The organism is Paenibacillus glycanilyticus, assembly GCF_030161375.1.
Classification (GTDB): domain Bacteria; phylum Bacillota; class Bacilli; order Paenibacillales; family Paenibacillaceae; genus Pristimantibacillus; species Pristimantibacillus glycanilyticus_B.
In genome coordinates this window covers 21,696-42,487 of record NZ_BSSQ01000023.1, presented here as the reverse complement: position 1 = coordinate 42,487, position 20,792 = coordinate 21,696, and the positions used below count along the sequence as shown (strand labels likewise).

Annotated in this window: 17 protein-coding genes; 2 read left to right on the top strand and 15 right to left on the bottom strand. The window is 51.4% G+C overall.

The features are described from left to right. Positions 1 to 22: 22 nt before the first annotated feature. Entirely contained in the window at positions 23 to 991 is a 969-nt protein-coding gene (locus tag QQK89_RS26290; protein WP_284241723.1) for a sugar phosphate isomerase/epimerase family protein, read from the top strand. Here the strand turns inward: QQK89_RS26290 and QQK89_RS26285 are convergent, their stop codons facing one another. The 11 genes from QQK89_RS26285 to ftsE all read right to left on the bottom strand — a co-directional run bounded on the left by QQK89_RS26285 (position 992) and on the right by ftsE (position 13,987). Then, a complete protein-coding gene (locus QQK89_RS26285; RefSeq protein WP_284241722.1) occupies positions 992 to 1,123 on the bottom strand; it encodes a hypothetical protein in 132 nt (43 codons plus the stop codon). It abuts the gene before it with no gap. 98 nt (positions 1,124 to 1,221) lie between these two features. Further along, on the bottom strand, positions 1,222 to 1,824 hold the full coding sequence (locus QQK89_RS26280; protein ID WP_284241721.1) for a histidine phosphatase family protein: 603 nt from the start codon (positions 1,822 to 1,824) through the stop codon (positions 1,222 to 1,224). A 29-nt stretch (positions 1,825 to 1,853) separates the two neighbouring features. Continuing rightward, positions 1,854 to 2,459, bottom strand: a complete 606-nt coding sequence (locus tag QQK89_RS26275; RefSeq protein WP_284241720.1) for a metalloregulator ArsR/SmtB family transcription factor — start codon at positions 2,457 to 2,459, stop codon at positions 1,854 to 1,856. Positions 2,460 to 2,657: 198 nt separating this feature from the next. Beyond that, a complete protein-coding gene (locus QQK89_RS26270; protein WP_284241719.1) occupies positions 2,658 to 2,876 on the bottom strand; it encodes a hypothetical protein in 219 nt (72 codons plus the stop codon). A 237-nt stretch (positions 2,877 to 3,113) separates the two neighbouring features. Beyond that, positions 3,114 to 6,002 (bottom strand): excinuclease ABC subunit UvrA, encoded by a 2,889-nt coding sequence (gene uvrA / locus QQK89_RS26265; RefSeq protein ID WP_284241718.1) that lies wholly within the window; start codon positions 6,000 to 6,002, stop codon positions 3,114 to 3,116. A gap of 27 nt (positions 6,003 to 6,029) precedes the next feature. Beyond that, positions 6,030 to 8,033 carry an excinuclease ABC subunit UvrB gene (gene uvrB / locus QQK89_RS26260; RefSeq protein ID WP_284241717.1) on the bottom strand — a complete coding sequence of 668 codons (2,004 nt, stop codon included), beginning with the start codon at positions 8,031 to 8,033 and terminating at the stop codon, positions 6,030 to 6,032. Positions 8,034 to 8,200: 167 nt separating this feature from the next. Continuing rightward, on the bottom strand, positions 8,201 to 9,514 hold the full coding sequence (locus QQK89_RS26255) for a PDZ domain-containing protein (RefSeq protein WP_284241716.1): 1,314 nt from the start codon (positions 9,512 to 9,514) through the stop codon (positions 8,201 to 8,203). 84 nt (positions 9,515 to 9,598) lie between these two features. Continuing rightward, entirely contained in the window at positions 9,599 to 11,044 is a 1,446-nt protein-coding gene (locus tag QQK89_RS26250; protein ID WP_284241715.1) for a S41 family peptidase, read from the bottom strand. A 167-nt stretch (positions 11,045 to 11,211) separates the two neighbouring features. Continuing rightward, a complete protein-coding gene (locus tag QQK89_RS26245; RefSeq protein WP_284241714.1) occupies positions 11,212 to 12,381 on the bottom strand; it encodes a murein hydrolase activator EnvC family protein in 1,170 nt (389 codons plus the stop codon). A 12-nt stretch (positions 12,382 to 12,393) separates the two neighbouring features. Further along, complete coding sequence (gene ftsX, locus QQK89_RS26240) at positions 12,394 to 13,311, bottom strand: permease-like cell division protein FtsX (protein ID WP_284241713.1); 918 nt, start codon at positions 13,309 to 13,311, stop codon at positions 12,394 to 12,396. After that, the gene (gene ftsE / locus QQK89_RS26235; protein ID WP_284241733.1) at positions 13,301 to 13,987 is read right to left on the bottom strand and encodes a cell division ATP-binding protein FtsE; all 687 of its coding nucleotides are present in this window, start codon (positions 13,985 to 13,987) and stop codon (positions 13,301 to 13,303) included. Before ftsE ends, ftsX begins: the two co-directional genes overlap by 11 nt. A gap of 265 nt (positions 13,988 to 14,252) precedes the next feature. Here ftsE and QQK89_RS26230 point away from each other — a divergent pair, with 265 nt between their 5' ends. Then, entirely contained in the window at positions 14,253 to 15,683 is a 1,431-nt protein-coding gene (locus QQK89_RS26230; RefSeq protein ID WP_284241712.1) for a VanW family protein, read from the top strand. Positions 15,684 to 15,762: 79 nt separating this feature from the next. Here QQK89_RS26230 and argH read toward each other — a convergent pair whose 3' ends face one another. The 4 genes from argH to QQK89_RS26210 form a co-directional block, all read right to left on the bottom strand. Beyond that, positions 15,763 to 17,178, bottom strand: coding sequence for an argininosuccinate lyase (gene argH, locus QQK89_RS26225; protein WP_284241711.1), 1,416 nt, complete (start codon positions 17,176 to 17,178; stop codon positions 15,763 to 15,765). Between the two features lie 81 nt (positions 17,179 to 17,259). Then, positions 17,260 to 18,495, bottom strand: coding sequence for an argininosuccinate synthase (locus QQK89_RS26220; protein WP_284241710.1), 1,236 nt, complete (start codon positions 18,493 to 18,495; stop codon positions 17,260 to 17,262). A gap of 33 nt (positions 18,496 to 18,528) precedes the next feature. Continuing rightward, entirely contained in the window at positions 18,529 to 19,485 is a 957-nt protein-coding gene (gene argF / locus QQK89_RS26215; protein ID WP_284241709.1) for an ornithine carbamoyltransferase, read from the bottom strand. A gap of 99 nt (positions 19,486 to 19,584) precedes the next feature. After that, a complete protein-coding gene (locus QQK89_RS26210; RefSeq protein ID WP_284241708.1) occupies positions 19,585 to 20,784 on the bottom strand; it encodes an acetylornithine transaminase in 1,200 nt (399 codons plus the stop codon). Positions 20,785 to 20,792: the final 8 nt, after the last annotated feature.

Sequence of the window (20,792 nt, the reverse complement as noted above, 5' to 3'; positions counted from 1 at the left end):
AAACCTTAGGAGGTAATAAGAAATGAAATTAGGCGTATTCGCTGTACTTTTCTCGCAAAAACCTTTCGAAGAAGCTCTCGACTATATCGCTGCCAAAGGTCTTGAAGCCGTTGAACTCGGTACTGGCGGTTACCCGGGTAACGCGCATTGCGATCCCGATACATTGCTTGCGGATGCAGGTAAATTGAAAGCGTTTAAACATGCGGTAGAATCGCGTGGATTGATCATCAGCGCACTGAGCTGCCATGCCAATCCGCTTCACCCGCAAAAAGCGATCTCCAGCGCTGATGACGCAACGATCCGCAAAACAATCGAACTGGCTAACCGTCTGGAAGTGCCGGTTGTTAATACATTCTCCGGCTGCCCTGGCGACCATGAGGACGCTAAATATCCGAACTGGCCGGTTGCTCCATGGCCAAACGATTTCCAAGAAATCCTCGCATGGCAATGGGAGAAAAAAGTTATTCCATATTGGTCTGAAATCGGCGGTATTGCCGAGAAAAACGGCGTAAAAATCGGCCTCGAGCTGCATGGTGGCTTCTCCGTTCATACGCCTGCTACCCTGCTTCGCCTTCGTGAAGCAGCTGGCAACGCGATTGGCGCTAACCTTGACCCATCCCATATGTGGTGGCAAGGTATTGACCCTGTTGAAGCGATCAAAATCCTGGGCCGCGAAAATGCGATCCACCACTTCCATGCAAAAGATACAACGATTGACTACAACAACGTAAACAAACACGGCGTAACGGACATGCAGTCCTACACTCTGATGCTGGACCGCGCTTGGCAGTTCCGCTCAGTTGGTTTCGGTCACGATCTGAAAACTTGGGCAGACATCATCAGCACGCTGCGCCTTGTTGGTTACGACTACGTTGTCAGCATTGAGCATGAAGACGGCCTGATGTCCGTTGAAGAAGGTTTCTCCAAAGCTGTTCAAAACCTGCAGCAAGTTCTGATTAAAGAGCCTGTTGGAGATATGTGGTGGGTATAATTAGTCAAAAATCCGGCGCTTCGCAAGAGAATGTTTCTTCCGATCGCTGTTGACCGAGTATTTCTTCGAATTAACCGCATAGCGGTGGAAATCCTCGGTCAAAGGCGAACACTCCGTTTCTCCAGAAATCATTCTCTTGCTACGCTCCAATATTTTTAACTAATTAATTTAGAGTAGACGTAAACAGCCTGCCTGGCTTAAGCCGGGCAGGCTGTTTTAATTGAATACAATTAATTCAAATGGTCGACGGAGGCAAAGTCTACTATGTTGAACCTACCCCTATCATAGCTTAGAGTGGTTACGGAACACTCCGGGATCAATTGGCTCTGGACGGAAACAAAGTCAGGATGGAGAACATTAAGTTCGTGGCTAGGAAAATGATGTACGAGAAAATCGGTTATCAGTCCGCCATGAGTCACCAATACAACATTACTTTGGGAAGGATGTTCTCCTGCTAACTGCGTTATTAACAAGGCTAATCGTTCTCCGGCCTGCTTTGACGTGTCGCCTATAGGCGGGATATATTCTGGTTCGTACGTGCCACGCTCCCACATGGCAATAAACTCTTCAAATGTTTGTCCTTGAAGATCTCCCCAATTTGCGCGTTCACGCAAACGATCGTCGACCGCTACTTGCAATTTATTCGTGTGCGCAATACATTCAGCGGTTTCTTTAGCTCTTCGAAGCGGACTGGAATAGATCGCTGTAACAGGCAGATACTTGAAATGTTTCGCTGTAGATGCCGCTTGCTTTATCCCCTCATCTGTAAGCGTAACATCACCAATGGCCTTTTCTTTTAACGCATGTCTGACAAGAAAGAAAGTGATACTCATTGATCAGTTCACCTGCATCACAACGTAATTTAAGACAACGAGTCCCACTTCGCCCAAATCTCCTGGGGGTTAAGCTCGTAGATTTCGCTCTCGCGGAACATGAATTGATGCATAATAAATTCGCGGCGGATCGTTGCGAAATCTTGGTGGAAACCTTTGATGAATTCGTTCAATTCTTTCTCCGTGTACTTACGCCCCTTCTCGAGCTGGGAAACCATATACTCGAGGACAATAAGCTTCTTCTTGAGCTGTGCCGGAATCGACTTCAGCTGACCGTTAGCGGTAAAGAAGTTTTTGATGACGGACTTCTTCATGCGATCGAGTTCCTCATTCATTTGTTCTTCTCCTCCCTTCTGGTTGGATGTCCGGTAAATCAGGTTTGCTGCTGCATGTGAACCGTTCTTAATAAAGTAATCGTTCAAAGAGAAGTAAATGGTATTCTTGTCTCGGCGCTCATTAATTAAGCTCGCTTCACGAAGTTTAGCCGCATGATGGGTAACGGTAGCGGGCGTTACTCCAAGCTTCTCAGCTAATACTTGGCCATTCAGCTCTCCTTCTGCCAGTAAAATAAGCAATCGGATGCGTGTCGGGTCTGCCAGCGCTTTATGGTAATTTACAACCTTATCTAATTGCATTATCATTCTCACTCCTTTCCACTCAACAAATTTAACGTTTATCTAATTAGATGATTATTAAATAAGATATTAAAGGATGAACGTTCTCCTGTCAATCGGCAGCAAAATAAAAATGCGCTGGTTCATTGTCCTCTCGGAAAATGAACCAGCGCATTTAAGTAATAAAGCCTGCCGGGCGAGCCGGCAGGCTTTCGTATGTTATGCCATCCAAACTTTAACAATCATGATGTAGTCTATGTACAGGAACAAGGCAAGCGATACCGTAGTGAATCCGATTGCAAAGATATTTTTCTTAGGGCTGGCTGTTACCAAACGTACAAAGCCGATCAAGATCAAAATGGTAAATGCAAGCATAAACCAGTCAAATGTATTGATGTTACTGGTCGATTTAGCTGCTTCTTCTGCTGCCAAAAACATCGAGTGACCCCCTTTTATTCGCACGTAGCCTATATTACCTCTATGTTATCTTCAAGTGGCAAATGATGCAAGTCCGATTCAGAATTCGTAACAAGTTTGTCACCTTTTCCCACATTTTGCACGAGAAAATTCATCTATCCTGCAAGTTAATTTGTCCATCTCTACCCCTATTTATAACTCATTATGCAAAAGAGACTCTCCCCCATACTTATGAAGGATAGTCTCTTTGCATCTAATTTATTCTACAACGGATGCCGCTACGCTTGGCTCAGCTGCACGATACTTATTTACCGTACGTTCCCGGTCACGCTCCATAATCGGCTTCAAGTACTTGCCGGTATAAGAACCGTCTACCTTCACGACAGCTTCCGGCGTACCTGAAGCGACGATTGCTCCGCCGCCGTTACCGCCTTCCGGACCGAGGTCAATCAGATAATCGGCCGTCTTAATAACGTCAAGATTGTGCTCGATAACAAGGACGGACTCTCCGGAATCCACCAATCGGTGCAATACGGTAAGCAAGCGGTCGATATCATCGACATGAAGCCCGGTTGTAGGCTCATCAAGGATATAAAGCGTCTTGCCGGTACTGCGCCGATACAATTCGGAAGCCAGCTTGACGCGTTGTGCTTCACCGCCTGATAAGGTAGTTGCCGGCTGACCCAACGTCATATAACCAAGGCCTACATCAAGCAGCGTCTGCAGCTTCCGGTGGATACGAGGAATGTTCTCAAAGAACTTGGTTGCATCTTCGATTGTCATTTCCAGTACCTCGGCAATGTTCTTGCTCTTGTACTTCACTTCCAGCGTCTCGCGGTTATAACGTTTGCCTTTGCAAATCTCGCAAGGAACGTAGACATCCGGTAGGAAGTGCATCTCGATCTTAATAATGCCATCGCCTCTGCACGCTTCGCAACGACCGCCCTTGACGTTAAAGCTGAACCGGCCTTTCTTGTAGCCGCGGACCTTCGCTTCGTTAGTCGTGGAGTAAAGATCGCGTACATCGTCGAATACGCCCGTGTAAGTGGCCGGGTTCGAACGCGGAGTACGGCCAATCGGAGACTGGTCAATATCAATTACTTTCTCCAGATGTTCAAGACCACGCAATTCCTTATATTCGCCGGGACGCACTTTCGCCTTGTTCAAATCGCGGGCAAGCGTCTTATATAGAATCTCGTTAACAAGCGTGGATTTGCCAGAACCGGATACGCCGGTAACGGCGGTAAAGATGCCAAGCGGAATCTTCACATTCACGCCACGAAGGTTATTTTCCTTGGCACCGCGAATCTCCAGCCATTTGTCCCCGGTCTTGCGGCGTTCCAGCGGAACTTCGATAAACTTCTTGCCGCTCAAATATTGTCCGGTTAACGAGTTATCGTCTTTCATAATCTCTTCCGGCGTTCCTTCGGCGGTTACCATACCGCCGTGAATGCCCGCCCCTGGACCAATATCGATAATATAATCGGCTGCCAACATCGTATCCTCGTCATGTTCAACGACAATAAGCGTGTTCCCTAAGTTGCGCATATGCTCAAGCGTCTGGATGAGACGGTCATTGTCGCGCTGATGAAGGCCAATGCTCGGCTCGTCCAAAATATACAGGACGCCCATCAGACTGGAGCCGATCTGCGTTGCCAAACGAATCCGTTGCGCCTCGCCACCGGACAATGTTCCCGCTGCACGGCTCATCGATAAGTAAGCCAGACCTACGTTCACGAGGAATCCAAGACGGCTGTTGATTTCTTTCAGAATCAGATTCGCGATCTTGAGCTCTTTCTCATTCAAATCAAGCGATTCAAAGAAACGTTGCGCTTCGCCGATCGATAACGAAGTGACAAACGAGATGTTCTTCTCGTTAATCGTAACGGCCAGACTTTCTTTCTTCAGACGGTGCCCTTTGCAAGTTCCGCATGGTTTCGCGCTCATATAGGCTTGAATATATTCGCGAATGCCCTCAGAGGCAGTCTCGCGGTAACGGCGCTCCAGATTATGAACAATCCCTTCAAACGGAACAAACGCTTCCTTCCGATGGCCAAAGTCGTTCTCGTACAGGAAGCGGACCCGCTCCCCTCCCGTTCCGTACATCAGCGTCTTCATTTGTTCCGCAGTCAGATCCGATACCGGCACATCCTGCGGGATATGATAATGCTGACAAACCGCGCTAAGGAATTGCGGATAATAATTCGACGTGCTTCCCGCCCATGCTTCAAAAGCGGCGTCGTTAATCGCTTTGCTTGTATCCGGGACTAGCAGATCCGGGTCAACGATCATCTTCACGCCAAGTCCGTCGCAATCCGGGCAAGCGCCATACGGGCTGTTGAAAGAGAACATGCGCGGAGCCAGTTCTTCAATACTGAATCCGCATTCCGGACATGCCAGATTGGAGCTGAAGAGCAGTTCCTCCTGGTCGATAATATCTACGATAACGCGGCCGTCGGCCAGCTTCAGCGCGGTCTCCAAGGAGTCCGCCAGACGACCTTGAATATCCGCCTTCACGACAATCCGGTCGATAACAACCTCGATATTATGTTTCTTGTTCTTTTCTAACTCGATCTTCTCGCTCAACTCGCGAAGCTCGCCGTTCACGCGTACGCGAACATAACCTTGCTTCTGAATATCGGCAAGCAGCTTCGTATGCTCGCCTTTGCGGCCGGAAACAAGCGGAGCCAAGATTTGCATCTTTGTCCGCTCCGGGTATTCCATAATACGGTCAACCATTTGCTCGACAGTCTGCGATGTAATTTCAATGCCATGGTCTGGGCAATGCGGTCTTCCGACCCGTGCGTACAACAACCGCAAATAATCATAAATCTCGGTTACCGTACCAACCGTCGAACGCGGGTTGCGGCTCGTGGTCTTCTGGTCGATCGAGATCGCCGGAGACAAACCGTCGATGGAATCGACATCCGGCTTCTCCATCTGCCCGAGAAACTGCCGTGCATACGCGGACAACGACTCCACGTACCTGCGCTGGCCTTCGGCATAAATCGTATCGAAAGCAAGCGAGGATTTCCCGGAGCCGCTAAGTCCCGTCAGCACGACAAATTTGTCGCGGGGTATCGTAACATCGATATTCTTCAAATTATGGGCTCTTGCCCCTTTGATTACAATCTTATCGCTAGCCACTTCTTACGTCCCTCCCATTCCTTGTCTCTAACCCATCTCCGCTTTCAGTTCCAGCAAGGCGTCACGCAGCTCGGCAGCTCGCTCGAACTGCAGGTTTTTCGCCGCGTCCTTCATCTCGGCCTCGAGTCTTTGCAGCAAAGCCTGGCGTTCCTTCTTCGTCATCTTCCCGGTTCCTACGCCAGTCAAATACTCCGACTTCTCCTCGGCTACTTTTGTTGCCTTTATATCGTCATGCACTTTCTTGCGGATTGTCTGAGGCGTAACGCCATGTTCTTCGTTATAAGCAATTTGGATCGTCCGGCGGCGCTCCGTCTCCTTAAGTGCCTTATCCATGGAGTCGGTAATTTTATCCCCGTACATGATTACGCGGCCTTCACTATTACGCGCAGCCCGGCCAATGGTCTGAATCAGCGAGCGTTCGGAACGAAGGAATCCTTCTTTGTCCGCATCCAAGATCGCCACTAGGGATACTTCCGGCAAATCGAGCCCTTCCCTCAGCAGGTTAATACCCACCAGGACATGGAACGTACCAAGCCGCAAATCCCGAAGAATCGCAATCCGCTCAAGCGTCTTAATATCGGAGTGCAAATAACGTACTTTAATGCCAATCTCTTTGAAATAATCCGTCAGATCTTCGGCCATCTTCTTCGTGAGCGTCGTAACAAGAACCCGTTCGTCCTTGGCAATCCGGTCGCGGATCTCGATTAACAAATCATCGATTTGCCCTTTCGTCGGACGCACGTCAATAATCGGATCAAGCAGGCCTGTCGGACGGATAATTTGTTCTACCATCGTTGGACAGTGTTCCAGCTCATAAGGTCCCGGCGTTGCCGACACGTAAATTTGCTGGCCGGCCTTCTCTTCGAATTCCTCGAAGCGGAGCGGACGGTTATCCAGCGCGGACGGCAGACGGAAGCCGTGGTTCACGAGCATTTCCTTGCGCGCGCGGTCACCGTTGTACATCGCCCTAATCTGCGGCAGGGTAACGTGGGATTCGTCTATGACGATCAGCATGTCATCCGGAAAATAATCCATCAGCGTATACGGCGTTGCTCCGCGTTCCCGGAAGGTCAGCGGCCCCGAATAGTTCTCAATGCCGGAGCAGAAGCCCATCTCCGCCATCATCTCGAGATCGTAGCGCGTACGCTGCTCCAGGCGCTGAGCTTCCAACAGCTTCCCTTCCTCGCGCAGTTCCGCAAGACGTTCCTCTAGTTCACGCTCGATATTGCCAAGCGCAATCTTCATCGTCTCTTCATGGGTAACGAAGTGAGACGCCGGGAAGATCGCAACATGATCGCGTTCGCTTACAATCTCGCCGGTAAGCACATCGATTTCCGTAATCCGTTCAATCTCATCGCCAAACAGCTCAACCCGGATCGCCCGCTCATTATTGGCAACCGGGAAAATCTCTACAATATCGCCGCGCACGCGGAACGTGCCGCGGATAAAGTTAATATCATTGCGCTGGTACTGAATATCAACCAGCTTATGAAGAATCGTATCCCGGGACTTCTCCATGCCCACCCGAAGCGACAGAACCAAACTGCCGTACTCGGAAGGCGAACCGAGACCGTAAATACAGGATACACTCGCTACAATAATAACGTCCCTGCGTTCGAACAGCGAGCTGGTCGCGGAGTGGCGCAGTTTGTCGATCTCGTCGTTAATGCTGGAATCTTTCTCAATATAAGTGTCTGTAGACGGGATATAAGCCTCAGGCTGAAAATAATCATAATAGCTGACAAAATAACTTACGGCATTGTCCGGAAAAAACTCTTTGAACTCGCTGCACAGCTGTGCCGCGAGCGTCTTGTTATGGGCAATCACGAGCGTTGGCCGGTTAAGCTCCGCGATCGTATTGGCAATCGTATATGTCTTGCCCGTACCTGTCGCGCCAAGCAAGGTCTGCTTGGCTTCGCCGTTAGCCACGCCTTCAACGAGCCGTCTGATTGCCTTCGGCTGATCGCCTTGCGGCGTGTAGTCGGACTTTAATTGAAACAATTGTTCTGAAATCTCACTCACTTGCGTCATCCACCCCGTTTCCCTTACTCATCAATCATTATGGTCAATATATCAAAGAATATAGCATATCCGAATGTGTGTTCCCCTCTTATTATAGACGTCCATAACGGAGGTTGCAAACATAAAATCGAAGGGCTTTCCCTAAGCAGCCGCCTAAGAAAAGCCCTTATTCTTATCTAAACATTCAGCGTTCCGGTAGTATCGTCTTCCTCTACAAATGCTCTGCCTCGCCGCTTGGCCGTTCTTGCCCGGCGCAGCAGATCAAGCAAAGTCGCCACCTCCGAAGATGCGTAGTACGTCGCCCGCTCGTCCGGGGACAGAATCACGCCGAGTTGGTGATGTTCGCCTTCATATCTCGCCCGCTGAACAAACTTGATCTCGCCTTCTTGATTCAGCACTTCCAGCTTATACATCCCCGAATTGTTCTGCAGCGATTCGTGAAGATCTTCTTTCGAATATACGCGATTTCCGTTTACTTTCGCTATGATCTCTCCGGGCGAAAGCTTCATCGCTTCTGCCGGCGTGCCAGGTACAATGCCAAGAATGCGAAGGCCGCGCTGGTCGTTCACGTACAGCGGACTTTGCGCCGATTCCACAACGCGGCTGCGCCAGATGATCGCCTCGTGCATCAGCAGCGAACATAATGCGGCGACCGGCAGCAAGGCCGGCAGCCACCAAGCGAGCAAAGCCGCTCCGGTCAGCAGCAAGCTGTACCACAATAGTCCTTTGGCTGCATGGCGCGCCTTCGCGCTTGGCAGCATCGTCCGCGTCATTTCGCTGAAGCCGATAATCATCGGCAGCGCCACAACGCTCCAGCCTTGCGTCCAATCCCCGCCAAACAATGGCGTCCAAGGCAGATCTACCGCGGAAGCGCTCCCCGCCGCGGGTACAAGCAGCAGCATCGGAACCGGCCAAAAGCCCTGCAGCATGTATCCGCCGACCAGCTTGCCCCGTTTGCCTTCTACGAACAGCGGGGTAGCCAGCTTGTCCCCTTGCCTGCGAACAAGGAAAGCTTCCACCAGATGAAGCAGCGCCACCAGCACCAGAATGCCCGGCATATCCAAACCCGCAAGGGAACTAGCCATATCTCCAATCCAGCCGCCATTGTCTTCAAGCGGCGTAAACCCGATCATCCATTGCAGAAGCGCGAGAACGCCCGCCCCGTAAGCAAAACATAAATAGCGAATCCGAAACACCAGCAATACGGCAGCCGATCCCCATAGCCACAATACCGCGTCCCCGGTCAAACTAATTCCAATAAACGCTCCAACAACGGAAGCAAGTAATCCGGCTACTAAGCCTACCAGCATCGCCTTCGCTACTAATCGCGGCCATATATGCAACCGTACGGCGAACATTCGCCTTTCAAGGCTGATTTGCCTCGTGTACTGCAAGATTATAAATAATACCGCAATATAATAAAAAGGCTGCGCCAGCAAATGTACAAACGCCGTGCCAAACTGATCTAGTAAAGCATTGGCTGCATCCAATCGCTACACTCCCATCTATTCGCAAAATAAAAGGCTGACTCCTGAAAAGAAGAGCCAACCTTTTATAAATTCGACAGTTCCTCTTTATTTCCTGCTGACCGTTTTGATTGCTTCCAGCAGCTGTTTATCGTTCTTATTGTCTTTAATCCATTTCACGACCGCCTGCTCAAGAGCGCCGGCCGTCTTGGCATCAAGCTCGCCCGTAACCGGAAGTCCCGCATCGGTTTGGAACGTTCTTACAGCCTGCTCGGTCTCGGCGTTGTAGTACCCGTCCTCGCGCTGCGTCGTGTAACCAAGGCCGGACAACATAACTTGCGCGTTGCGGATTTGCTCGCCGATCATATCTTTGCGCAACGTATCCGTCAGCGAAAATCTAGCTACCGTATACAGCTTGGGAGGCTGTACTTCAACATTAGGCTTGATCCCCTTCTGATGAATCCAATTGCCATCCGGCGTTAGCCATTTCGCGATCGTCATCTTCACCAGACTGCCGTCGCCAAGCGTTTTGTTATAGCTGACCTGTACGGTTCCTTTGCCGTAGGAGGTCTCTCCGACTAGCGTAGCTCCAGCCCGCTCCTGCAATGCCCCTGCCAGAATTTCCGACGCGCTGGCGCTGCCTTTATTCATCAATACCGCAATCGGATAGTCTTTGCCGCCGCCTTGCGAAGTTGTTTTGTCGCGGTGACCATCGCGGTCTTCGACCTGAACGATCGTCTCGCCTTTCGGAATAAACTGTTGGGCGATCTCCACAACAACAGGCAGCACGCCGCCCGGATCATTGCGCACGTCTATGACAAGGCCTTTCATCCCCTGCTTCTCCAGCTTGGCCAGTTCTTCCTTGAACCGGTCGGCCGTATTCAGGGAGAACTGGCGGATCTCGATAACCCCTACGCCATCATCGCGCAGATTGGCATATACCGTCTCCACGTCAATATCATCGCGGACGAGAATCAGATCAATCGGCTGGGTATTGCCGGACCGCTCAATCCGAAGTTTCGCTTTGGTCCCTTTGGGGCCGCGAATCTTCCCAACCGCATCGTTTAGCGTAAGTCCGTCCAGCTTATCGCCATTCACCGACAATACGATATCTTTCGCGAGCAATCCGGCCTTCTCCGCCGGCGAGCCCTTGATCGGAGCAACAACGACAACTTTGCCCTTCTCAAGCGTAACTTCTGCTCCTATGCCGGAGAACGACCCTTCAATCGACTCGGAGAACTGCTTGGCCACATCCTTCTCCATATAAACCGAATAAGGATCATCGAGCGATTCCATCATGCCTCTAACCGCTCCGTCAACCAGCTCGTCCCGGTCAATGTCCTTAAAATATTTGGTTTCAATTAAACCGAGAACCGCATTGATTTTGGATTCTTCCTTCGCGCTTAGACCGTTCCGGTCGCTCGCCGCAGCCGCAGATACGGATGCCCGCTTGCCGCTTGTCGGTATTTGATCGCCTATGGAGAGCGTTACAAGCACCGAAGCTACCATTGTCATCAGCAACAGGACAACGACGGTTCTTCCTTTAAAATACACGTTCGACACCACCTTATCATCTGACCACTGTTTTTCGCGAACCTTATTAGTATATGATAAGCTGTCCATATTTATTTGCAACTTCTTCCTAATAAGGAGAAGGCATACGGTTGGAATGGCGGACTATCTTCCGCCTCCCTCGTATGCCTTCATTATCGGTTTCAACCTTATTTCAAGTATCCTGCGGGATCAACCGCTACTTCATTCTTACGAACCTCGAAGTGAAGATGCGGTCCTGTCGAATCGCCCGTATTGCCGGATTCCGCAACTTTCTCGCCTTTTTTCACGCTTTGGCCGGTTTTAACCATGATTCCCCCATTGCGCAGATGGCCGTACAATGTCCATAGTCCGTTACCATGGTCGATGACAACCGTATTGCCATAGCCGCTCCAAGCTTGAGCTACGATAACAACGCCGGATTCGGCAGCGTACACGTCCGTTCCTTGCGGTACGGCGAAGTCAATCCCCGCATGCAGCTTTCTTACATGGGTAATCGGATGAATCCGGTAACCAAAGTTCGAGCTGATCCGGTAGTTGCTGCGAAGCGGCATTCCCAGCTTACCGCCGGAGAAAGGCTTCTTGATCGCGTTTTTCTTCTTGTTCAAATCCGATACTTTCTTGGCGAGCGCAAGCAGCAGCTGCTCTTGCTCTTCGCTAATATCTTCAAGCTCTTCGATTTGATCGTTGTATTGGGCGATTAAAGTTTCCTTTTCCTCTTCCTTCTGGTCAAGCTCCGACTTGTACGATTGCAGCTTCGTATACATCGTCTTCACTTCGCCGAGGGCAGTCTCCACGTTCGCCTTCTTCTCTTCAACCAGCGCTTTGTCTTTCTTATGCTGTTCGAGAATCGTGCGGTCCTGGCTAAGGATGGAGTGCAACGAATCGAACCGGTCAATGAAATCGGAGAAGCTTGTTGCGCTGAAGAGCACTTCCAGATAAGAAACGGCGCCATTCTCGTACATCAGCTTCAGGCGGGATTGGAGCAGCTCATTCCGGTCCTTTACCTGCTCTTCGGCCTTGTCGAGTTCTTTGCCGGCCTTCTTGAGCTCTACTTCCTTGGAGTCTACTTGGCCTTGCACGTAATTCATGTTGTCCGTGACGTTGTCGAGTTGCTCGTTAAGCTTCATAATCGCTTGCTGGGCATCTTCTTTTTTAACGGAAATATTAGCCTTCTGTTGATCGGCGTTTTTAGCGCTTTGTTGCGCCTGCTCGATCTGTTTCTTTGCCGCGGCAAGATCCTTGTTGATTTTATCGATAGAAGATGCGGCATTTCCGCCAACAGGCTGCAACATAAATACAGTCAACATCGTTATGACGATAAATAGTTTTTTCTTCACCTGAGGGGTCACCTACACTTTCAAATATTTACGTACCGAAATTACACTTCCCCACACCCCGAGCAGGCTGCCGAGGCCAATAAGCAGCGTTGCGATTTTCCAACCGCAATCCGCAACCGGGATGAGCTTGATCATGAGCAGTCCCAGCTCTACTTCATTAAGCCGCACGAGCTCCGAATAAGCCATCAGAACAACGACCGTCGTAATGCCCGAAGCCACGATGCCGATCAAAGCACCTTCAACGAAAAACGGCCAGCGGATAAAAGAATTCGTCGCTCCGACCAGCTTCATGATGCCAATCTCGCGGCGTCTTGCCAGAATCGTCATTTTGATCGTCGTCGAGATCAGGAACATCGCCGTAACCCCAAGGCCAATAACGACAATAAGACCAATGTTGCGGATGGCGTTCGTAATCTTGAACATTTTCTCAACGGTGCCTTGTCCGTATTTCACGCTTGTGATCGGCTTTGTCTCGTCTCCGTTGTTGAGCGCCGTAATCTGGCTTGCCGTTGCCGCAATGTTCTGCGGATCAAACACCTCAACGGTGAAGGAATCCGGCAGCGGGTTGCTCGCTTGGTCGTAACCGTCAAGCAGCGCGTCGCCGTCTTTGCCGAGGTTTTTGCGGAGCAGTTCAAGACCTTTCTCCTTGGATACAAACTCGACTTTGCTTACGTCGGACAGCTTGCGGATTTTGTTCTCCAGCTGATTCGCTTTCTGCTGGTCGATATCCGTCTGCAGGTAGACGCGGATTTGCACCTGGCTCTCGATGTTGGAAGCCATGCTGTTGATGTTGAGCGCTAGCAGAACGAATACGCCCAATAGGAATAACGAGAAAAAGATCGAGCTGATGGAAGCAAAGGACATCCAGCCGTTCCGGATGATGTTCTTGAAGCCTTCGCGAAGATGCCGGAGCAGCGTACTAAGTTTCATACCCGTACTCCCCTCTTGCTTCATCGCGGGCGATGTTGCCGTTCTCGATGGCGATAACGCGTTTGCGCATCGTGTTCACGATCTCTTTGTTGTGGGTAGCCATTACGATCGTTGCTCCCCGGAAGTTAATCTCCTCGAGCAGATTCATAATGCCCCAGGATGTCTCGGGATCCAGGTTGCCGGTCGGCTCGTCCGCTACGATGACAGTCGGGTTGTTCACGATCGCGCGCGCGATCGCAACGCGCTGTTGCTCGCCGCCGGACAGTTGAGCCGGCAAGCTGGCATGCTTATGTTTAAGTCCGACCAGATCGAGCACTTCCATCGTCCGTTTCTTGATGAGACGGCGGGGCGCTTCGATTACTTCCATCGCGAAGGCGACGTTTTCGTACACGGTCAACTTCGGAAGGAGTCGGAAATCTTGAAAAATAACGCCTATGTTTCGTCTGACGTAAGGGATTTTGCGAGGCTTTAGCTTGCCTATATTGAAACCGTTGACGGACAGTTGGCCTTTGGTCGGCACTTCCTCACGGTAGATCAGTTTCATAAACGTGGATTTGCCGGCGCCGGAAGGGCCAACGAGGTAGACGAATTCGTTGCGATCTATGCGGACAGATACGCCGCGCAGGGCGTGAGTACCGTCGGTGTAAGTCTTCCATATGTCTTGCATCTCTATCAACATTATCACATCCTGTTTTTTATCAAAATTAGTTATTCGACAAAGATATACCAAATCCTTCACATTGGGTCTTATTTCTTCATTTTTCACAATTCTCATAAAGGTTTTGGAGCCCGAATTGGCGCGGTTTGTTGGCATTTTTTCGACAAAACGCCCTTGTCGCCTGATGGCGAAAGAGATGAATGTAAAGCAAATGACAAGTCGTTCCTGTCCATTGCATATACATGAAACACTGTCATTTTTGAGAGGAAAGGGTGGTCTTTCAATGGTGAAAAAGCTGCACTTATGGTTGATTATTATTTTTGCGCTGCTGCTGATCGGAACTGTCGGCTATGGCGCCCTGTCCTATTATGCCGGGCAGGATACGGTTCCAGAGAAGGTAATGGCCGGGGGCGTGGATATCGGGGGAATGCCGGTTGACGATGCGCTGACAAAGCTTGATCAATATGAGCAAATGCTGGAGAGCCGGACCGTTACGGTGGAAGGCAACGCCGCGGCGAAAGCGGAGGGCAACAAGGAATGGAAAGCTGCCGAGATCGGCTACAAGGCGGAGTTCGCAGGGGTAAAAACCGAGCTCAAAAAGCTCCGTACGGGAAATGCATGGACCCGGGCGAAGTTCCGCTATCACTTCCCTACCTCATTTGAACTGAAGCAAACCTATGACCCCGCCGTCTTTGACAAACTCGTACGCGCACAATGGGATTGGATCGATTCAAATGAGCCTGCAAACGCAACAAGGACAATAACCAATAACGACAAGGTGGTCTATACGCCGCATACGGAAGCCTACCGGATCGACGTTGAGCCGCTCGAGAAGCAGGTGGCTTCATGGATCATCGTGCCTGACAACCAACTTGGCGGTCAGCCGGAACAGAAGTTGTCCGTTCAGCTTGGCGTGAAGACCGTTCATCCGGACATCACGCTGGAGAAACTGAAGGCTGAAGGCATCGACCGCAAAATCATGGAGTTAACGACCGACTTCTCAACCAGCGCGGAGGGCCGGGCCTACAACGTGACCTCCACGGCGAAAGCGTTAAATGATTGGGTGCTGGAACCCGGCGAAGTGTTCTCTTACGGCGATGTTGTAGCAAAAACAGAAAAGGAATTCGGCTACAAGGAAGCGCCGGTTATTTCTAACGGCAAGCTGGTGCCGGGCATCGGCGGCGGGATCTGTCAGGTGTCGAGTACGCTGTACAATGCGATTATCCGCACGGCGGGTATCGATATCGTCGAGCGTCGCAACCACTCCCTCCCGGTCTCCTATCTGCCTAAAGGCCAGGATGCAACTTTCGCTTCCGGTTCAATCGACTTCCGCTTCCGGAACTCCACCGGCAAAAAGCTGATTATCCGCACAGTAGTAGAGAACCGCAAGCTGACGGTAAAATTATTTGGCACGATGCCGGACAACATCCGCTACGATATTGATTCGGTTCTGGTCAAGACCGTGCAGCCTGCGGTACAAAAGGTAACGGATAAAACGCTTGGCGCCGGACAAAGCGTTACCGTTCAGAAGGGCTCCGTTGGTTATGTCGTCGATACGTACCGCACCATGTTCAAAGACGGCAAGCAGGTCTCCCGCGAAAAAATTACGCATGACACGTACAGAGCGCAGCCTGTCATCGTCCATGTTGCGGCAGGCGCCGGCGGCTCGGCCGGCTCGCAAAACTCGGGCGGCGTTGTGGAGGACGGAATCTGATCCGGAACGAAAAAAAGCTACCCCTCCCAGCCATGTGGCGGGAACGGGTAGCTTTTTCGTGCTAAATCAGGCTATTCGCTTAACGGCTTTTCTCGGCGAATTCGGTGACCCAAGCCGCGGTTTGTTCGAGCACCTGCTCGGCGCGGGCAATTGCCGCTTCCACCTGCACTTTTGCGGTACCGCCGTAGACGTTGCGGGCATTAACAACCTGCTCCGGCTGAAGCACGTTGTAGATGCGGTCGTCGAACAGCTGCGAGAACTGCTTGAACTCTTCGAGCGTCAGGTCAAGCAGGTATTTGTTCTGCTCGATGCAGTACAATACCGTCTTGCCGATGACTTCATGCGCTTGGCGGAACGGCAGGCCTTTGCCAACGAGGAAGTCGGCGATGTCCGTTGCGTTCGAGAAGTCCTGGTTCACGGCTTGGCGCATTTGCTGTTTGTTCACCTTCATCGTAGCGATCATCGGTGCGAACAGTTGAAGCGCGCCTTGCATCGTTTTCACCGTATCAAACATGCCTTCCTTGTCTTCCTGCATATCCTTGTTGTAAGCAAGCGGCAAGGATTTGAGGACGGTCAGGAGGCCAACAAGGTTGCCGTATACCCGGCCGGTTTTGCCGCGGACAAGCTCCGGCACGTCCGGATTTTTCTTCTGCGGCATAATGCTGCTGCCCGTGCAGAACGCGTCATCCAGCTCAACGAAACGGAACTCCGTGCTCGACCAGAGGATCAGCTCTTCGCTCAGACGCGACAGATGCATCATGATGATGGACGCATGGGACAAGAACTCGAGGATGAAGTCGCGGTCGCTTACCGCATCCAGGCTGTTCTCGTACACGCGGTCGAACTTCAGCTGGCTGGCTACAAAATGGCGGTCGATCGGGAATGTTGTTCCCGCCAAAGCGCCGGCGCCAAGCGGCAGCATGTTGATGCGCTTGTAGCTGTCTTGCAGACGCTCCAGGTCGCGGCCAAACATCGACACGTAAGCCATCAGATGGTGGGCGAACAGGATTGGCTGCGCACGCTGCAAATGCGTGTAACCCGGCACGATCGTGTCGATGTTCGCTTTCGCCTGCTCGATCAGCGCGGATTGCAGCTTATGGAGCATGTCCACAAATTCCACGACGCGTTTGCGCAAGTACAAGTGCATGTCCGTTGCCACTTGGTCGTTACGGCTGCGGCCGGTATGAAGCTTGCCGCCAACCGGGCCAACGTCGTCGATCAGCGTTTTTTCGATATTCATATGAATGTCTTCATCGGAAATGGAGAATTCGATATCATTGCGTTTGATGCGCTGCAGCACGCGGTGCAGGCCGTCTTTGATCGCCTCAACGTCGTCTGCTGGCAAGATGCCTTGCTTGCCAAGCATCGTGACATGCGCCAAGCTGCCTTGGATATCCTCTTCGGCAAGCTCTTTGTCAAACATGATGGATGCTGTATATTCCTCTACCAATTGGTCGGTCTTCTTCGTGAACCGGCCGCCCCACAATTTGCTCACTTCGTACACTCCCTCCCGAAATTGCCATAAAGGCCGCTAGATGTAAGGACATTTAACGGCCTGAATGATTATTCGGTTATATTATTTCTTGCTTTGTTCAACGCCGGACGATACTTTCAGACGAAGCGCGTTCAGGCGGATAAAGCCCGTAGCATCGCCTTGGTCGTACGCTTGGGAAGGATCTGCTTCCATCGTAGCGATATCCGGATTGTACAAGCTTACCGGGCTCTTCACGCCGGCGCCGATCACATTGCCTTTGTACAGCTTCAGGCGAACAACGCCCGTAACGTTCTTTTGCGACTCGGACACAAGCGTTTGAAGCGCAAGACGTTCTGGCGCGAACCAGAAGCCGTTATACACGAGTTGCGCGTATTTCGAGATCAGGGAGTCACGAAGGTTCATCACTTCACGGTCCATGGTCAGGGATTCCATTTTGCGGTGGGCCGTGAACAGGATTGTACCGCCCGGTGTCTCGTACACGCCGCGGCTCTTCATGCCAACGAAACGATTTTCCACCATGTCCACGCGGCCTACGCCATGCTTGCCGCCCAGTTCGTTCAATTTATCCATCACTTGCAGCGGGCTCAGCTGTTCGCCGTTAATTGCGATACAGTTGCCTGCTTCAAAAGTAAGCTCTACGTATTCAGCTTGATCCGGAGCTCTCTCCGGGGACACGCTCAACACGTACATTTCTTCGTTGGACTCTGCGCTTGGATCAAACCAAGGATCCTCGAGCATGCCCGACTCAAAGCTGATGTGCAGCAGGTTGCGGTCCGTCGAATAAGGCTTGGAAGCCGAAGCTGTTACAGGAATGCCATGCTTCTCAGCGAAAGCGATCATCTCCGCGCGGCCAGGGAACTCTTCCCGGAAGCGCTCTTCGCGCCAAGGAGCGACAACTTTGATGTCTGGAGCAAGAGCCGCTACGCCAAGCTCGAAACGAACTTGGTCGTTGCCTTTGCCCGTAGCGCCATGCGCGATCATTGTAGCGCCTTCTGCGCGGGCAATCTCAACCATGCGTTTCGCGATCAGAGGACGTGCAATCGATGTGCCAAGCAGGTATTGGCCTTCATACAGCGCTGCCGATTGGAACATTGGGAAAATAAAATCGCTCGCGAACTCAGCGCGCAGGTCGTCGATGTATACTTTCGACGCGCCTGTTGCAAGAGCTTTAGCTTCGAGGCCGTCGAGCTCTTCTTTTTGACCGATGTCAGCCGTAAACGCAATAATCTCCGCATCGTAAGTTTCTTTCAACCATTTCAAGATAATGGACGTATCCAAACCGCCGGAATAGGCCAGTACAATTTTTTCCTTCGCCATAATTTCTCCTCGCACCCCTTTGATTTATTGAAACTACATGATTGCTGCCATAATCGCTTTTTGCGCGTGCAGACGGTTCTCCGCCTGATCGAAAATAATCGAGTTCGCGCCGTCGATTACGCCTTCGCTTACTTCCTCCCCGCGGTGTGCAGGCAGGCAGTGCATGAACAGGTAATCTTTCTTCGCGTATTTCGCCAGCTCTTCGTTCACTTGATAGTTCGCGAACGCAAGCTCGCGTTCCTTCTGTTCCGCTTCTTGCCCCATGCTCGCCCATACGTCGGAGTAAATCACATCCGCATTAGCGACAGCTTCCTTCGGATCGCGGCACAGATGAATGCGTGCGCCTGTTTCCTTCGCATTGTCGATCGACTGTTTCACCAGATCCGGATCCGGCTCGTAACCTTCCGGCGTTGCGATAGAAATATCTACGCCCAGCTTCGCTGCGCCCATCATAAGCGAGTGAACAACGTTGTTGCCGTCGCCGATGTAAGCGAGCTTCAGCCCTTCGAGGCGGCCTTTGTGCTCGAGGATCGTCTGGTAATCCGCCAAAGCCTGGCACGGATGAGACAGATCCGTAAGGCCGTTAATAACCGGCACTGTTGCGCCACGCGCCAGTTCAACAACCGTACGGTGTGCGAAAGTACGAATCATGATGCCGTCGAGATAACGGGACAATACTTGCGCCGTATCGAGAATCGGCTCGCCGCGACCGATCTGAAGGTCGTTGCCGCTCAGGAACAGCCCTTGGCCGCCAAGCTGATAGATGCCGACTTCAAACGAAACACGCGTACGGGTGGATGATTTCTCGAAAATCATGCCCAACGTTTTGCCCTTCAGCGGCTGATAAACCTCGCCTGCTTTTTGTTTCTTCTTCAAATCGATCGCAAGATCAACCAGGTACCGGATTTCTTCCGGCGTGTAATCCAGAAGCATAAGAAAATCCCGGCCTTTTAGACTAGCGGCCAAATCTTCCTTTACTGTATCTACCATCTAGATATCCCTCCTAAAAAGAATTGTCACCCAATTAGCCTGATAAGGCTGATTGTGATGATTCTTACTTCGTAAGCATGTTGTATTTATTTCAAGCCATTAAGCTTTAACCGCGTTAGTTAACAATTGCTTTAGTGTTCCCACTGCCTGGTCGATCTCTTCCTTCGTCACCAAAAGGTTCGGCAGAAGACGGATCACGTTAGGACCCGCGGAAATCACGAGCAAGCCTTGCTCTTGGGCTGCCGCGAGAATCGGAGCAACCGGTTCGATGCACTCGATGCCTACGATCAGGCCTTGGCCCCGCACTTCCTTCACAAAAGTGTTGCCAGCGAGTCCGTTCTTCAGCTCATCGATCAGATAAGCGCCCATCTCAGCCGCGCGCTCGGGAAGCTGCTCGCCTACCATCTGTTCGATCGTAGCTTTTACCGCTGCCGTCGCAATTGGCGTACCGCCAAAGGTAGAACCGTGGCTGCCCGGGCCAAACGCTTCGCGAAGCTGTTCCTTCGCTACCGCCGCGCCAACCGGGAACCCGCTTCCGAGGCCTTTTGCCAGCGTGAAGATATCCGGCTCGATGCCATAATGCTCATAAGCGAACAATTTGCCCGTACGGCCCATGCCCGTCTGGATCTCGTCAACGATGAGCAGAATGCCGTTCTCTTCGCACAACTTCACCAGATCTTGAACAAACGCCTGATCAGCCGGGAGAATACCGCCTTCCGCCTGGATCATTTCGAGCATGACGGCCGCTGTTTGATCGGAGATCGCCGCCTTCAACGCATCGATATCGTTGTAAGGGATGTATTTGAATCCTTCCGGCAAAGGAGCAAAACCTTCCTTCACCTTCTCTTGTCCGGTAGCCGTCAGAGTTGCCAGCGTCCGGCCGTGGAAGGATTGCGCAAACGTAATAATTTCAAATCGTCCGTTATTCTGTACTTTCTGCTGATAGCGGCGTGCCAGCTTGATCGCTGCCTCATTCGCCTCCGCGCCGGAATTGCAGAAGAAGACGGCATCGCCGCAGCTGTTTGCCGTAATCAGCTGTGCTGCTTCCTCTTGGTTCGGAATGCGGAACAAGTTCGACACATGCCACAGCTCATCGAGCTGCTTCATAAGCGCTTCTTTCACTTTTTGCGGAGCGTGACCAAGGTTGGTAACCGCAATGCCGCTCATGAAATCGAGGTATTTGTTCCCCTTATCGTCCCACAGCCAGCTTCCTTCGCCCTTTACAAGCGTGATCGGATATCTGGCATACGTTGGCAGCAAGGATTGCTCAGGTGCTGCCGCTAGTTTCGTGTCGCTCATCGAATTAG